Here is a 14,278-nt window from a genome sequence, read left to right as displayed (position 1 = left end):
AATATCAAGTGCCGTCGCGTGATGGCTCCCATGCCGCCAACGCTCGGCTGCCGGCGAAAATCACCGCTTGCCACGCAACGCCTCGCGCGTACATCCGTCAGATAGCAACCTGCGTACCGATTTCCACCACACGCCCGGTCGGGATCTGGAAATATTCGGTCGCGTCGGCCGCGGTGCGCGCCAGGCCGATGAACAAACGGTCCTGCCACACCGGCATGCCGGAATTGGGCGACGCCTTGAGCGAGCGCCGCGACAGGAAAAAGGACGTCGTCATGATGTCGAACTTCCAGCCCTGCTTGCGGCAGATCGTCAGCGCGCGCGGGATGTTGGGCTGCTCCATGTAGCCGAAGGTCAAGGTCACCCGCATGAACAGCTCGTTGACCGTTTCCAGCTTGGCGCGGTCGCGGTCCGAGACCACCGGCTGCGGCGCCGTCACCACCGAAAGGATGACGTTCTGCTCATGCAGAACCTTGTAGTGCTTAAGGCTGTGCATCAGCGCGGTCGGCGCGCTGAGCGGATCGCTGGTCAGGAACACGGCGGTGCCGGACACCAGCTGCGGCTTTTTCTTCAACAGATTGCCGGCCAGGAAATCGAGCGGGATTTCGTTGCGGCGGGTCTTGTCGAACAAATAGCGGGTGCCGCGTATCCATGTCGACATGATCAACCCCATCACGCACGCCACGGTGATCGATACCCATCCGCCTTCGACGATCTTCACGACATTGGCCAGGAAGAAGCCGCTGTCGATGACGCCGAACAACAAGGTCAGGGCCAGGGCAAGCGCCAGCTTCCATTTCCACAGCTTGCGCATCACCACGAACAGCAGGATGGTCGTCATCAGCATTTCGCCGGTGACCGAGATACCATAAGCGGAAGCCAGCGAACTCGAACTGCCGAAACCGACGACCAGCAGCATCACCCCCAGCGCGATGAGCAGGTTCACGCGCGGCATATAGATCTGACCGAGCTGCATTTCGGATGTGTGCTGCACCTCGATGCGGGGCAGAAGATTGAGCTGTACCGCCTGCCCGGTCAGTGAAAAAGCGCCGGAGATGACCGCCTGGCTGGCAATGACGGTAGCTGCCGTCGCCAGGCCGACCATCGGCATCAGCGCCCATTCCGGCAGCATCTGGAAGAATGGGTTGGTCGGCCTGCCGCCATTGGCAAGCACAAAGGCGCCCTGTCCGAAATAGTTGAGCAGCAGGCATGGAAAAACCACCGAGAACCACGCCAGCACGATTGGTTTGCGCCCGAAATGGCCGAGATCGACATAGAGCGCCTCGGCACCGGTCACCGCCAGGAACACGGCGCCGACGGTGACGAAAGCAGCGGTGGGTGTGCCGGCGAGATAGGCAAGCGCGTAATAGGGATTGATGGCCATCAGGATCGATGGATCGTCCATCAGGTGGTAGAGCCCGGCGACGCCTATGGCCAGGAACCACAGCGCCGTCACTGGCCCGAACACCGCCGCCACCTTGCCGGTGCCGAACCGTTGCACCGAGAACAATATGGCCAGGATGACCAGCGTGATGGGCACGACGTAGGCATCCAATGTCGGGGTCACCACCCTGAGGCCCTCGACGGCCGACAGCACGGATATGGCCGGCGTTATGATCGAATCGCCGAAGAACAGCGCCGCGCCGCAAAGCCCGATCGCCAGAATCAGCCGCGCGCCTTTCGGGTAGGCGCTGCGGGCAAGCGACATCAGCGACAGCGTGCCGCCCTCGCCCTTGTTGTCGGCGCGCAGCACGAAGGCGACATATTTTATGGTCACAATGATCGTCAGCGCCCAGACGATCAGCGACAGCACACCCAGCACGTCGGCGCGCGTATCGGTGCCGGGCGAAGCATGAAGCGCCTCACGGAAAGCGTAGATCGGACTGGTGCCGATGTCGCCATAGACGACACCAAGCGCTCCCAGCATCAAAACCTTGGTGCTATGCTGCTCGACCGCGGAATGGCTGGATTGTTCGACGGTGTCAGCCTCGCTACCGCTACTGGCAAGGGTCATCGACCACTCTCCGATAAGCGCGCGGTGCTCTATCCATGCTGCGATACGATATCAATTGCACGCGATGGCTGCCATACCTGCAATGCGAAGCTCTACACCTTACCAGCCGCAAGCCTTCAGGAACCGCCCCACCGTGCCGGCCATGCCATACTCCAACGCGTCGGCTGTCAACCCATGGCCGATCGACACTTCGGCCAATGCCGGAATGCGCCTTGCCAGCTCAGGCAAATTATCCACCGTCAGATCGTGTCCGGCGTTGACCTGAAGGCCGGCGGCCAGTGCAGCATCGGCTGTTTTCCCCAATCTTTCCAGCTCCTTGGCCGCTTTTGCGGAATCGGAATGGTAGCTGCCATAAGGGCCTGTATAAAGCTCGATCCGGTCGGCGCCGGTATCGCGCGCGGCCGCAACGCCGGCGGGATCGGCATCGGAAAACAGCGACACCCTGAAACCGCCCTTCTTCAGTCGCCTGACGATCGGCGTCAGGAACGCGGCATCAGCGGCGAAATTCCAGCCATGGTCGGAGGTTGCCTGTGCCGGATCATCTGGAACCAGCGTCACCTGTTCGGGCTGATGCTTTTCCACAAGCGCCAGGAAATCCTCGCTTGGGTAACCTTCGATGTTGAATTCCGCCTGTGGAAACTCGTCGTCGATCAGCGCCCTGATCTCGGGCAGGTCGGAATGCCGTGTATGACGTTCGTCGGGACGCGGATGGACCGTCAGCCCATGCGCTCCGGCGGCAAGCGCAATCCGGCCGATACCGATCACGCTTGGCCAAGGCAGGTCGCGCCGGTTGCGCAGCATGGCGATGGCATTGAGGTTGACGGAAAGCTTTGCGGGCATCGGCTGGCGTCCGTGGAACAGGCGGTTGAGGCGCGCCATGGTCATGCATTCCGGCGCGGCGCGCGGAGACCGGGCATCTATAGCGTCTTTGATGGGAACAGATAGGGGGTTTCCGGTGTTCCAGAAGACCAACGGTATTCCGCCAAAGGAGGCTCCGCCCGTGAATTTCCTGCAATCCGTGCCGGCGATCCGTCGCATCGACACCGATCGCGACGACCTGTTCGCCATCGATGTGGTCGGGCATATCGCGGCGGCCGATGCGGAAAACCTGTTCGGCCTGCTGGAGGCGGCATATGCGCTCCACCAGCGCATCGACGTGGCCGTGCGCATGGTCGATCACGAGGGCGTCGATTGGGCCGATATCTCCGACGAAACACTCAAACAGGGTGCCGTCCACGCACTGGAGCATATAGGCAGGTGCGCGGCAATCGGTACGCCGGACTGGACGGCGGACGCACGACACGCCCTGCCCGCGTCGTCACCCATCGAATTCAGGCATTTCAAGGCCGAGGACGAAGCCGAGGCCTGGGAATGGCTCGGGGTCCAGCGGGTCGGTGCGCGAGAAAAGCCATCATCGTAACTCTACCTGACGATGGTCAGCCGTTCGGCGGCCCGCGTGATCGCGGTATAAAGCCAGCGCTGGCGCGTTTCCTTGAAAGCCCAGCTTTCGTCGAACAGGACGATCTCGTTCCACTGCGAGCCCTGTGCCTTGTGCACGGTCAAGGCATAACCATAGTCGAAATCGTCAAAGCGCTTCTTCTGCTGCCAGGGAATGTCGGCGTCGGGATCCTCGAACGCCGCCTTGAGCAGCTTGATCTTGGCGACGCCGCGGTCCGGATCGTCCTCTTCCGGAGACACCAGCAGGTTGATGCCGGGCTTCACCGTCTCGCGCGACGAGGTCATCACCTTCCACAGCGAACCGTTGAGCAGTCCCTTGGCGGGATCGTTGCGCAGGCACACCAGCTTGTCGCCGGCCTGCGGATAGTCGGCATTGAAGCCCTTGAGTTCGCGCAGACGCTGGTTATAGCGGCGGCGCGTGCGGTTGGTGCCGACCAGCACCTGATCGGCCTTCAGCACCAGTTCCTGATTGACATCTTCCTTGCCGATCACCTGCGCCGTGCCATAGTCGCCGCGCATGAATTCGCGGCCTTCGCGCACGTCGAGCGCCAGCCTCAGGATCGGATTGTCGCGCGCCTGCCGGTGGATTTCGGTGAGCAGGAAGTCCGGTTCGTGATCGGTGAAGAAACCGCCGCCTGAAATCGGCGGCAGCTGGCCGGGATCCCCCAGCACCAGGATCGGCGTGCCGAAACTCAAGAGGTCACGGCCAAGCTGCTCGTCGACCATCGAGCATTCGTCGATGATGACCAGCTTGGCGCGCGAGATCGGGCTCTGCCGGTTGAGTGAAAAGGTCGGCGACATCGAGGTCTTGCCGGTGACCTCGTCCTCCACCGATTCCTCGCCCTTGGGCCTGTAGATCAGCGAATGGATGGTGCGGGCATTGACCGCGCCCTTGGAGCGCAGCACTTGGGCTGCCTTGCCGGTGAAGGCGGCGAACTGCACCTGCCCGTCGACATGTTCGGCAAAATAGCGCGCCAGCGTCGTCTTGCCGGTGCCGGCATAGCCGAACAGCCGGAACAGCTGCGGCTTGCCGTCCTTCAGCCAGCGGGCAACCGCTTGCAGCGCCTCGTCCTGTTGGGGTGAAAATTCCATCTGATCGTGTGACCGGATTCGCGAGGGAAAGACAAGATAGCCGTCACCATCGACGTTGCCGGTGGCAAACTCCTCCTCTTCAGGTTATCAGGCGCGGATAAGAACGTAAAGGGAACAGGCACCAGCCGCAAGCGCGATCATCTGGTGGCGCGGGGATCGTTCTCCAGCAGGATCGGCTTGCCGTGCGGGGTGGCATGTGCGGCGCGTTCCCACGCCTGCGCCATCGCGTCGATGTCGGACCTGGCGGCGAGCCCCTTCGACGCCAGCAGTCCCTCCAGTGCTGCCAGCCAGTGCTCGTAATAGTCATGGCCCTCAGCCGCGGCACCCGGTTTTTTCACCTCAGCCGACAGCGCATCAGCCCATTCGCTCCACGAGAACAGGCCCTTGTCGTGCAGTGCCACCGTCATGGCGAAGGCTTCGGCCTGCCATGGCTCGGCAAACACCGGCGCATCGACCCCCGGCGGTAAATCGGCGGCGATCCCGTCAGGCCGGTTCAAGATAGCTCTCCCAGGCGTCGATCGAGACGCTCAGTGTCGGATCGGCGCCCTCGCCCCAGATCTCGGGGCCATCGAAAACCACCGTGTAGACCCATTGAGGGTTCTCTCCTTGCCCATGCGCGTTGGTGTCGGGAAAGACGAAGCCGTCATGCACCGCCTCGATCATGCCTTGCTTGCCGCGCGCATAGCGGGGCAACCTCGTGTGGCCGGTCGGATTGAAGTTCTTGGTCCGCACCGGATCGCCTGCCTTGAAGCGCGGCGCTGTCTCGACCGGCCGGTTGCATGGGCCGCCCTTGGCCAGCACGGCCGGAACGTTTTCTGCCTTCAGCATCCTTTTCGGTGCCGCCGCCGGATCGATCGCCTCGCCCGCCTTGAGATCGCGTTCGCTGAGGAAACCATGGCGCTTGAGCAAGGTTTCCAGCGCCTTGATCCAGATCTGGTAATAGCTCGAGGAATAATAGTCTGCGGGATGCAGCGATTCCCGCGCATGCCGGCTCTCATCAATATTCCAGGCGCCCATGGCGCCGGCGCACAGTGTCACACCCAGCGCCCGCTTTTCCCACTCGGCATGGAAATACGGCTCGTCCCTTTCAGGCGCCACGGGCCCGAACCCCATCTGCCCGCCGAGATCCTGGGGGCCGTTCATACAGGCCCTCCCGTTGGTTCCGGTTCTTTGGCCAGCGCGGTGCCGATCATGGCATCGCGGCTCACCAGTTCGGCCAGCCGCTCCTCGCTCCAGCCTTCGGTGCCGTCCGGCCGCATCGGCACGACGAGATAGCGCAGTTCCGCCGTCGAATCCCAGACGCGTATCCTTGTCGCGGCCGGCAGCGTCAGCCCGAACTCCTCGAGCACGCCACGCGGATCAATGACAGCTCGCGAACGATAGGGCGGCGCCTTGTACCAGACCGGCGGCAGGCCGAGCACCGACCACGGATAGCAGGAGCACAGCGTGCAGACGACGAGGTTGTGGGTGTAGGCGGTGTTGAACACCGCCTGCATATGCTCGCCCTGCCTGCCCGTATAACTCAGTGATTCGATCGCAGCCGTCGCATCGCGCCTCAGCCAGTCGGCATACGCAGGATCGCTCCAGGCCTTCGCCACCACCCTGGCGCCGTTGCGCGGACCGATCTTGGTCTCGTAGGTATCGACGATGACGTCGATCGCCGCCGGATCGATCAATCCCTTGCGGGTAAGAATGGTCTCCAGCGCGCGCACCCGCGCCGCAAACGGATCGAGTTCGTTGTCATGGTCATGATCATGGGACATGGCCACAAACTATGGCTCCGATCCGCCGGCCGCAAGCATGACGGCTTGGGCCAGCAGGCGTGGCGCGGGTTTCTATTCCGCGGCCGCCTTTTGGGGCTCGATCTGGGTCTCGTCTTCGGCGTCGAACAGCGACGGCTGATCCCCCGATTCGACCAGGTGCAGCTCGGCTTCGCGCTTCGGCATCAGCCGGATCAGCCAGCCCGAGAAGTTCTCCATGTAGACATAGATCACCGGTGTCACGAACAGGGTCAGCGCCTGCGACGCCAGCAGGCCGCCGACAACGGCAACACCCAGCGGCTGGCGCAGTTCCGCGCTGGCGCCGGTGCCGAGCGCGATCGGGAACGTGCCCATCAGCGCCGCCAATGTCGTCATCATGATCGGCCTGAAACGCATCAGGCAGGCCTTGTGGATGGAATCGGTGGCCGACATGCCTTCTCGTCGCAGTTCCAGCGCGACGTCGACCATCATGATGCCGTTCTTCTTGACGATGCCGATCAGCATCAGGATGCCGATCACCGCGATCACCGACAGATCCATGCCGGCGAAGCGCAAGGCAACGAGGGCGCCCAGCACTGCCGAAGGCAGGCCAGTGAGAATGGTGAGCGGGTGGATGAAGCTCTCATAGAGAATGCCGAGCACGATATAGATGGTCAAGATCGCGCCGCCGATCAGCAGGCCCTGGTTGGCGAGCGAATCCTGGAAAGTCTTGGCTGTGCCGGCGAAGGAAGTCGAGATCGCCGTCGGCATGCCGATCTGCTCCTTGAGCGCGTTGATGCGGGTGACGCTGTCGCCCAGCGCCACGCCTTGCGGCAGATTGTAGGAGATGGTCACCGCCGGAAGCTGGCCGAGCTGGTTGACGGTCAAGGCGCCGGCCGTGCGGTCGACCCGGGCGAAGGCGCCAAGCGGAACCAGACTGCCGCTCGCCGTCCTCATCTGGATGGCGAGCATCCGCTCGGGCGACCACTCGATCTCGGGATCGAGCTCGGTGATGACTTCGTAGCTGTCGGCCGAACCGAAGATCGTCGAAACCTGGTCGGTGCCGAACCCGCCATAGAGAGCGGTGCGCAGCGTGTCGGTATCGATGCCGAGCTGGGCGGCCTTGTCGCGATCCACCACCAGCGATGCCTGCAGCGCATTGTTCTGCAGATCGCTGGTGACGTCGGTGAAGGTCGTATGGTCGGCCGCCATCGCGTCGTTCAGTTTCTGCGCCCAGATATCGGTCTGGCCGGTATCGAGGCCCTGGACGACGAGCTGGTAGGCGCTGGCCGACGAGCGCGAACCCAGTCTCAGGTTCTGCACCGGCTGCATGTAGGTCTCGATGCCCGCCACGCCTGCCAGTTGCTTGCGCAGGTCCGAAAGCACCTTCTCGATATCGGGACGCTGGTCCTTGCCCTTGAGCTGGACGAAGAGCTGCCCCTGGTTGAGCGCATTGTTGCCGCTGCCCGCCGACCACGCCACATGGTCGACATAGGGCGAATGCGAGAACACGCTGGCCACCTGCCCTTGCAGCTTGGCCATGGCGTCGAACGAGATGTCCTGGCGCGCGATGGTGGTCACCGAGACCTGGCCGATATCCTCCTGCGGGAAGAAGCCCTTCGGCGATATCTGGATCAGCCAGACCGACGCTGCCGCGGTGCCGATGAAGACGAGGAACACCAGGAAGGTGTGCCGCAGGCAGAAGCTCAGGATCCGGTCGTAGCCGCGCGTGATGAAATCGCGCTTGTGGCCCTCGCCGTGCGCCTCGCGGTCGGCCTTGGTCACCGACAGCAGCCGCGAGCACAGCATTGGTGTCAGCGTCAGCGACACGAACATCGACGCCAGGATGGCGACCGTCACCACGACCGCGAACTCGTTGAAGATGCGCCCGATCACGCCGCCCATCAGCAGCACCGGGATGAACACGGCCACCAGCGAGATTGAGATCGAGATGATGGTGAAGCCGATTTCGCGCGCGCCCTTCAGCGATGCGTCGAAGGCTGACAACCCATCCTCCTCCATATGGCGGAAGATGTTTTCCAGCATCACGATGGCGTCGTCGACGACGAGGCCGACCGCAAGCGTCAGGCCCATCAGTGATATATTGTCGATGGAAAAGCCGAACAGGAACATCGCGCCGAGCGTGGCGATCAGCGAGATCGGCACCGCCACGGCCGGGATGATGGTCGCCGTCACCCGGCGCAGGAAGACGAAGATCACCATGACCACCAGGGCGATGGTCAACAGCAGCGTGAACTGCACGTCATCGACGGCCTGGCGGATCGAGGTCGAACGGTCGTTGAGCAACTTGATCGAGGCCGCGCCCGGCATCTGGTCGTGGAAGGACGGCAACATCGCCTTGACCTTGTCGACGACGTCGACCGTGTTGGCGTCGGGCTGGCGCTGCACCGCCATGATGATCGCGCGGGTACCGTCATACCAGCTCGCCGTCGTCGTGGTCTGCACCGAATCGACCACGCGGGTCACCTCGCCCAGCCGTACCGGATGACCGTTCTTGGTGGCGATGATGAGGTTGGAGAAACCGGCGGCGTTTGTGAGCTGGGTATTGGCGGTGATGGTGAGCTGCTGCTTGTTGTTCTGCAGCACGCCAAGCGGCGTGTTGCTGTTCGCCGACGAGATCGCCGCCTGCAGCTGATCGATCGAGATGCCGCGCGCGGCAAGCGCGGTGGGATCGATCTGGATGCGCACCGCGTATTTCTGCTGGCCAAAGATCGAGACCTGCGCCACTCCATCGATGGTCGACAGCGACGGCGAGATGACGTTTTCCGCAAAAGCATCGAGATCGGTCAGCGGAACCGTGTCGCTGACCAGCGACATCAGCAGGATCGGCGCATCGGCCGGATTGACCTTGCGGTAGCTCGGCGGCGACGTCATCTGCGGCGGCAGCGATTTTTGAGTGCGCGCAATGGCGGCCTGCACGTCGGCCGCTGCCGCGTCGATGTCGCGGTTGAGCACGAACTGGATGGCGATCGACGTTTGGCCAAGCGAGTTCGTGGTCGAGATCGAATCGATGCCGGCGATGGTGGCGAACTGCTTGATCAGCGGTGTCGCCACTGATGTGGCCATGGTTTCCGGCGAGGCGCCGGGTAGCGAGGCCGAGACGTTGACGACCGGAAATTCCGCGCTGGGCAGCGCTGCGACCGGCAGGAACTTGTAGGCGAACAGTCCGCCCAGCACCAGGGCGAACGACATCAAAAGGGTGGCGACGGGCCTGCGAATGCAGAATTCGGAGATCATTGGGCCGCCTCGCCGGCGCCGGTCGCCTCGGCCACTTTCGGCGCGGCGGCCGCAGCCTTGCCTTCATGCACGGCGGCACCGTCCTTCAGCCTTGTCTGGCCCTCGATGACGACCTTCTCGCCGCTTTTCAGCCCCTGGCTGATGGCGCTGTTCTCGCCTTCGGTCAGCGCCACCTGAACCGGTCGCATCTCGACCGTGCTGTCCGGCTTGACCACATAGACGAACGGCCCCTTCTGGCTGGGCTGGACCGCGACGGTGGGAACGGAGGTCATCTGCGGCATGATGCCGGCGTCGAGCACGACATTCACATACTGGCCGGGCCACAGCGAAAGATCGGCATTCGGTATGCTCGCCCGCGTCGCGATCGTGCCCGAAGCGGTGTCGACGCTGGAATCGACGAAATCGAGCGTGCCCTTGCCGATCGGCGTCGGGTCGCCGTCCTTGGTCAGCGTCACGGCCCCTTGCTGCGGATTGGCAAGCGCCTTGTGGAGCAGCGCAAGGTTGCTTTCCGGCAGATTGAAGTTGACCTGCAACGGGTCGATCTGGGTGATGGTCACCAGCGGGGTTGCCGAGCTGCTGTTGCCATTGCTGACGGTGACGAGATCGCCGACGGCGACATTGACGACACCCAGCCTGCCGGCAATCGGCGCCGTTATGGTGGCAAAACCAAGCTGGACATTGTCGGCGTCGATTGTTGCCTTGTCCGCATCGACGGTCGCGGCCGCCCCCTTCTGCGCCGCCAGCGCCTGATCATAGGTCTGCTGCGTGCCGGCCTGCTTGGCAACGAGGTCCTTGGCGCGCTGAAGATCGGAATTTGAACTGGCAAGCAGCGCCTGGTCCTTGGCGAGCGTTGCCTGGTCCTTGGCGAGTTGCGCCTTCAGCGCGCGGTCGTCGAGCGAGAACAGAACGTCGCCCTCCTTCACCATCTGCCCGTCCTTGACGTCGATCGATACGATCTGGCTGGAAACCCGCGCATTGATGTTGACCACCGCCGGCGAGGAGACGAAGCCGATGGCATAGCGCCGGATCGGGAAGTCGGCCGTCGTTGCCGTCGCCGAAACGATCGAGGCCGAGCGAGGGCCATTGCCGCCGGCGGCCGGCTTGTCCCCTGCTGCCGGCTTGTCGCCCGTTGCCGGCTTGTCGGTTGACGATTTGTCCGCCGACGCGACCTGCTTTGCGCCGATGAGTTGCTGAGCCCGGCTCAGCGCGTCGGGCGACAGATAGAGCCAGACCGCGCCGATACAGGCGAGCGCAAGCAATGAAAGGATGACTTTTCCACGCATCGACAAAAGGCCCTCTCGTCCGACACGCCATAGCCAGGTGGTCGTATTCTAGCTCATTTCACGGCACCCTGCCGCGATTTCGCTGAATAGATAGGACACGCCTTTGTCGGAAAAGGGCCAAAACACGGCATTACGAAGATTTAATGTGCACTGCACAATGAATGTGCACCCCGCCGTGGCCGCCGGCCGAAGCCGCTGCGAGCTCAGGGGAAACCCTATTTCAACATCGGCCACAGCGTCGCCGCCAGCAACACGCCCATGGCGATGTTGAACCATTTCAGCCGCACCGGATCCGACAGGAATCCGCGCAGCGCCGTGCCGAATCCAGCCCACACCGAGACGCTCGGCAGGTTGACGATGGTGAAGGCTACCGAGACCAGCACGACCGACAGGAACGGGTGCTCCGGATTGCTGTAGACCGCCATGGCGGTGATCGCCATCACCCAGGCCTTGGGATTGACCCACTGGAACGCCGCCGCATCGATGAAGCTCATCGGCCGCGCTTCCGCCTCCCCCTTGCCGCTCAGCGAGCGCGACATGGCGATCTTCCAGGCGAGGTAGAGCAGATAGGCCGCACCGGCGATCTTGAGCGCGGTGTGCAGCGCCGGAAACGCGGTCAGCACCGCACCCAGACCCAGCCCAACCGCCAGCAGCAGGACAAGAAAGCCGATGCTGATGCCCAGCATGTGCGGCACCGTCCTGGCGATGCCGAAATTGACCCCGGAGGCCAGCAGCATGAGATTGTTCGGCCCCGGCGTGATCGAGGTCACGAGGGCATAGACGAGCAGTGCGAGGAATGCGTCGGACGACATGATATCCTCCCAGATACGTCAGTATTATTGTCGCTTTCCGGAGGCCGCACAAAGGCCAGGATCGGCCGGTGGTCGGGCCAAGTTCCAGCCCCTCAGCGATTGTCTGGATGGGACCGCGTCTACATCCCCTGCGGGCCGCGGTTCATCGCCGCCACGCCGGTGCGGCAGATTTCGACCAGGCCGAGCGGCTTCATGATGGCGATGAACTGGTCGAGCTTGGAGCCCTTGCCGGTGATCTCGAAGATGAAATGCTCGGTGTTGGCGTCGATGACGCTGGCGCGGAAGGCATCGGCCAGCCGCAGCGCCTCGACCCGGGCCTCGCCGGTGCCGGCAACCTTGACCAGCGCCAGCTCCCGCTCCAGCGGCCGCTCCTGTCCGAATTCGTGCGAGCGCACGGTGAGATCGACCACGCGGTGGACCGGCACGATGCGCTCGAGCTGATGCTTGATCTGCTCCAGCACATGCGGTGTGCCGCGCGTCACGATGGTGATGCGCGACAGGTGCTTTTCATGCTCGGTCTCCGAGACGGTCAGGCTCTCGATGTTGTAGCCCCGCCCTGAAAACAGGCCGATGACCCGGGCGAGCACGCCCGGTTCGTTGTCGACCAGGACGGAAAGCGTGTGGTTTTCCGGCCGCTCCGTTTCCTTGGCGATGAAGTAGGCGGAGCCGGTGGGTTGGAGGTGCTGTGCGTTCATGACATGAATCTCGATTTCGAATTCTTGATCTAACTCTCTGTTTCCGCACGGCTTCTCGCGAGAGCCCTGCCTTGGCTAGGGCCCTACACCAGTTCCCTGCCCTTGGCGTCGATGGCATTCGCCACAGCCTCGTCGGTTGCCTCGTCCGGCAGCAGCATCTCGTTGTGCGCCTTGCCCGACGGGATCATCGGGAAACAGTTGGCAAGCGTCGCCACGCGGCAGTCGAACAGCACCGGTTTCCGGACCGAGATCATCTCCTTGATGGCGTCGTCCAGCTCATCGGGCTTTTCGCAGCGTATGCCGTGGCCGCCATAGGCCTCCGCCAGCTTGACGAAGTCCGGCATCGCCTCGGTGTAGGAATGCGACAGCCGGTTGCCGTGCAGCAATTGCTGCCACTGCCGCACCATGCCCATATACTGGTTGTTGAGGATGAAGATCTTGATCGGCGCGTTGTACTGCACCGCGGTACTCATCTCCTGCATCGTCATCTGCACCGAAGCGTCGCCGGCGATGTCGACGACCAGCGCATCCGGGTGTGCGATCTGCACGCCGAGAGCCGCCGGCAGGCCGTAACCCATCGTGCCCAGCCCGCCCGATGTCATCCAGCGGTTCGGCTTCTCGAAATGATAATGCTGCGCCGCCCACATCTGGTGCTGGCCGACCTCGGTGGTGATGTAGGTGTCCATGTGTTTGGTCAGTTCGTAGAGCCGCTGGATGGCGTATTGCGGCATGATCACATCGTTGTTCATCTTGTATGCGAGTGAATCGCGCGCGCGCCATTTGGCGATCTGCTCCCACCAGGGATAGAGCGCCTTCTTGTCGGCCTTGGCGGTTGCCCGCCACAGCCGCACGAGATCCTCCAGCACCCGGCCGACATCACCAATGATCGGCACGTCGGTGTGGACGTTCTTGTTGATCGAGGACGGATCGATATCGATGTGGATCTTCTTCGAGGTCGGCGAGAACGCATTGAGCCGCCCGGTGATACGGTCGTCAAAGCGGGCGCCGATGCAGATCATCACATCGCAGTCATGCATCGCCATATTGGCTTCATAGGTGCCGTGCATGCCCAGCATGCCCAGCCAGTTCTTGCCCGACGCCGGATAGGCGCCGAGGCCCATCAGCGTCGAGGTGATCGGGAAACCGGTGAGATCGACCAGCTCGCGCAGCAGATGGCTCGCTTCCGGGCCGGAATTGATGACGCCGCCGCCCGAATAGATGATCGGCTTCTTGGCGCTGGCCATCAGTTCGACCGCCGCCTTCACCTTTTCCAGGTCGCCCTGGACCTTGGGCTGGTAGCTGGTGCGCGGCGCGATCTGCGGCGGGACGTAGAAGCCCCTGGCGAACTGCACGTCCTTCGGGATGTCGACCACCACGGGACCGGGACGGCCGGTCGTCGCGACATGGAAGGCTTCGTGGATGGTCGCGGCGAGTTGGTTGACGTCCTTCACCAGCCAGTTGTGCTTGGTGCAGGGTCGCGTAATGCCGACCGTGTCGCATTCCTGGAAGGCGTCGGAGCCGATGAGCGAGGTCGGCACCTGCCCGGTCAGGCAGACCAGCGGGATCGAATCCATCAGCGCGTCCTGCAGCGGCGTCACCGCATTGGTGGCGCCGGGACCAGAGGTCACCAGCATGACGCCGGCCTTGCCGGTCGAGCGCGCATAGCCCTCGGCCGCATGGCCAGCGCCCTGCTCGTGGCGCACCAGAATGTGCTCGACCTCGTCCTGCTGGAAGATCTCGTCATAGATCGGGAGAACCGCGCCGCCCGGATAACCGAAGACATGCTTGACGCCATTGTCCTTCAGCGCCTGCACCACCATTTCGGCGCCCGTCATTTCGCGCCGCTCGCTTTGTCCATTGCTCATCGGTCTGGTCCCGTACTGTCGCCATTTCGGCGTTGCTGGTCGTTTAATCGTGTTTCAGGCAATAA

The 14,278-nt window shown here is 63.1% G+C and carries 12 protein-coding genes; 1 reads left to right on the top strand and 11 read right to left on the bottom strand.

Features of this window, described 5'->3' with window-relative positions; translation table 11 throughout:
• Positions 1-97: 97 nt before the first annotated feature.
• The gene (locus JT360_RS17250) at positions 98-2,011 is read right to left on the bottom strand and encodes a potassium transporter Kup (RefSeq protein ID WP_214472867.1); all 1,914 of its coding nucleotides are present in this window, start codon (positions 2,009-2,011) and stop codon (positions 98-100) included.
• Positions 2,012-2,110: 99 nt separating this feature from the next.
• Positions 2,111-2,851, bottom strand: a complete 741-nt coding sequence (locus tag JT360_RS17245) for a pyridoxine 5'-phosphate synthase (protein WP_214472960.1) — start codon at positions 2,849-2,851, stop codon at positions 2,111-2,113.
• 160 nt (positions 2,852-3,011) lie between these two features.
• On the opposite strand from JT360_RS17245, the gene JT360_RS17240 reads away from it, so the two are divergent.
• Positions 3,012-3,431: a SpoIIAA family protein gene (locus JT360_RS17240; protein WP_214472959.1), complete on the top strand. Its 420-nt coding sequence runs from the start codon at positions 3,012-3,014 to the stop codon at positions 3,429-3,431.
• A gap of 2 nt (positions 3,432-3,433) precedes the next feature.
• On the opposite strand, the gene JT360_RS17235 is transcribed toward JT360_RS17240, so the two are convergent.
• From JT360_RS17235 to JT360_RS17195, 9 genes are all read right to left on the bottom strand, one after another.
• Positions 3,434-4,561 (bottom strand): ATP-dependent DNA helicase, encoded by a 1,128-nt coding sequence (locus JT360_RS17235; RefSeq protein ID WP_214472866.1) that lies wholly within the window; start codon positions 4,559-4,561, stop codon positions 3,434-3,436.
• A gap of 137 nt (positions 4,562-4,698) precedes the next feature.
• Complete coding sequence (locus tag JT360_RS17230) at positions 4,699-5,058, bottom strand: nitrile hydratase accessory protein (RefSeq protein WP_214472865.1); 360 nt, start codon at positions 5,056-5,058, stop codon at positions 4,699-4,701.
• Complete coding sequence (gene nthB / locus JT360_RS17225; protein WP_214472863.1) at positions 5,045-5,704, bottom strand: nitrile hydratase subunit beta; 660 nt, start codon at positions 5,702-5,704, stop codon at positions 5,045-5,047. Before nthB ends, JT360_RS17230 begins: the two co-directional genes overlap by 14 nt.
• Positions 5,701-6,324, bottom strand: coding sequence for a nitrile hydratase subunit alpha (gene nthA, locus JT360_RS17220; protein ID WP_214472861.1), 624 nt, complete (start codon positions 6,322-6,324; stop codon positions 5,701-5,703). The genes nthB and nthA overlap by 4 nt, the downstream gene beginning before the upstream one ends.
• A 72-nt stretch (positions 6,325-6,396) precedes the next feature.
• On the bottom strand, positions 6,397-9,558 hold the full coding sequence (locus JT360_RS17215) for an efflux RND transporter permease subunit (RefSeq protein ID WP_214472858.1): 3,162 nt from the start codon (positions 9,556-9,558) through the stop codon (positions 6,397-6,399).
• Positions 9,555-10,841 carry an efflux RND transporter periplasmic adaptor subunit gene (locus tag JT360_RS17210; RefSeq protein WP_214472857.1) on the bottom strand — a complete coding sequence of 429 codons (1,287 nt, stop codon included), beginning with the start codon at positions 10,839-10,841 and terminating at the stop codon, positions 9,555-9,557. The genes JT360_RS17215 and JT360_RS17210 overlap by 4 nt, the downstream gene beginning before the upstream one ends.
• Positions 10,842-11,056: 215 nt before the next feature.
• Positions 11,057-11,653 (bottom strand): LysE family translocator, encoded by a 597-nt coding sequence (locus tag JT360_RS17205; RefSeq protein ID WP_214472855.1) that lies wholly within the window; start codon positions 11,651-11,653, stop codon positions 11,057-11,059.
• Between the two features lie 119 nt (positions 11,654-11,772).
• Positions 11,773-12,348, bottom strand: coding sequence for an acetolactate synthase small subunit (gene ilvN, locus JT360_RS17200; protein WP_013894763.1), 576 nt, complete (start codon positions 12,346-12,348; stop codon positions 11,773-11,775).
• An 83-nt stretch (positions 12,349-12,431) separates the two neighbouring features.
• Positions 12,432-14,213 carry an acetolactate synthase 3 large subunit gene (locus JT360_RS17195; RefSeq protein ID WP_214472854.1) on the bottom strand — a complete coding sequence of 594 codons (1,782 nt, stop codon included), beginning with the start codon at positions 14,211-14,213 and terminating at the stop codon, positions 12,432-12,434.
• Between the last annotated feature and the right edge of the window lie 65 nt (positions 14,214-14,278).

The organism is Mesorhizobium sp. dw_380 (genome assembly GCF_018588885.1).
Taxonomy (GTDB): domain Bacteria; phylum Pseudomonadota; class Alphaproteobacteria; order Rhizobiales; family Rhizobiaceae; genus Mesorhizobium.
Note: the sequence above shows the minus strand (reverse complement) of the source record. Positions and strands in the feature narration are given on the sequence as shown.

Coding starts and splice junctions, on each gene's coding strand:
- nthB (WP_214472863.1), bottom strand. CDS start 5,704: ATGAACGGCCCCCAGGATCTCGGCGGGCAGATGGGGTTCGGGCCCGTG.
- JT360_RS17245 (WP_214472960.1), bottom strand. CDS start 2,851: ATGCCCGCAAAGCTTTCCGTCAACCTCAATGCCATCGCCATGCTGCGC.
- JT360_RS17205 (WP_214472855.1), bottom strand. CDS start 11,653: ATGTCGTCCGACGCATTCCTCGCACTGCTCGTCTATGCCCTCGTGACC.
- JT360_RS17250 (WP_214472867.1), bottom strand. CDS start 2,011: ATGACCCTTGCCAGTAGCGGTAGCGAGGCTGACACCGTCGAACAATCC.
- ilvN (WP_013894763.1), bottom strand. CDS start 12,348: ATGAACGCACAGCACCTCCAACCCACCGGCTCCGCCTACTTCATCGCC.
- JT360_RS17215 (WP_214472858.1), bottom strand. CDS start 9,558: ATGATCTCCGAATTCTGCATTCGCAGGCCCGTCGCCACCCTTTTGATG.
- JT360_RS17210 (WP_214472857.1), bottom strand. CDS start 10,841: ATGCGTGGAAAAGTCATCCTTTCATTGCTTGCGCTCGCCTGTATCGGC.
- nthA (WP_214472861.1), bottom strand. CDS start 6,324: ATGTCCCATGATCATGACCATGACAACGAACTCGATCCGTTTGCGGCG.
- JT360_RS17235 (WP_214472866.1), bottom strand. CDS start 4,561: ATGGAATTTTCACCCCAACAGGACGAGGCGCTGCAAGCGGTTGCCCGC.
- JT360_RS17195 (WP_214472854.1), bottom strand. CDS start 14,213: ATGAGCAATGGACAAAGCGAGCGGCGCGAAATGACGGGCGCCGAAATG.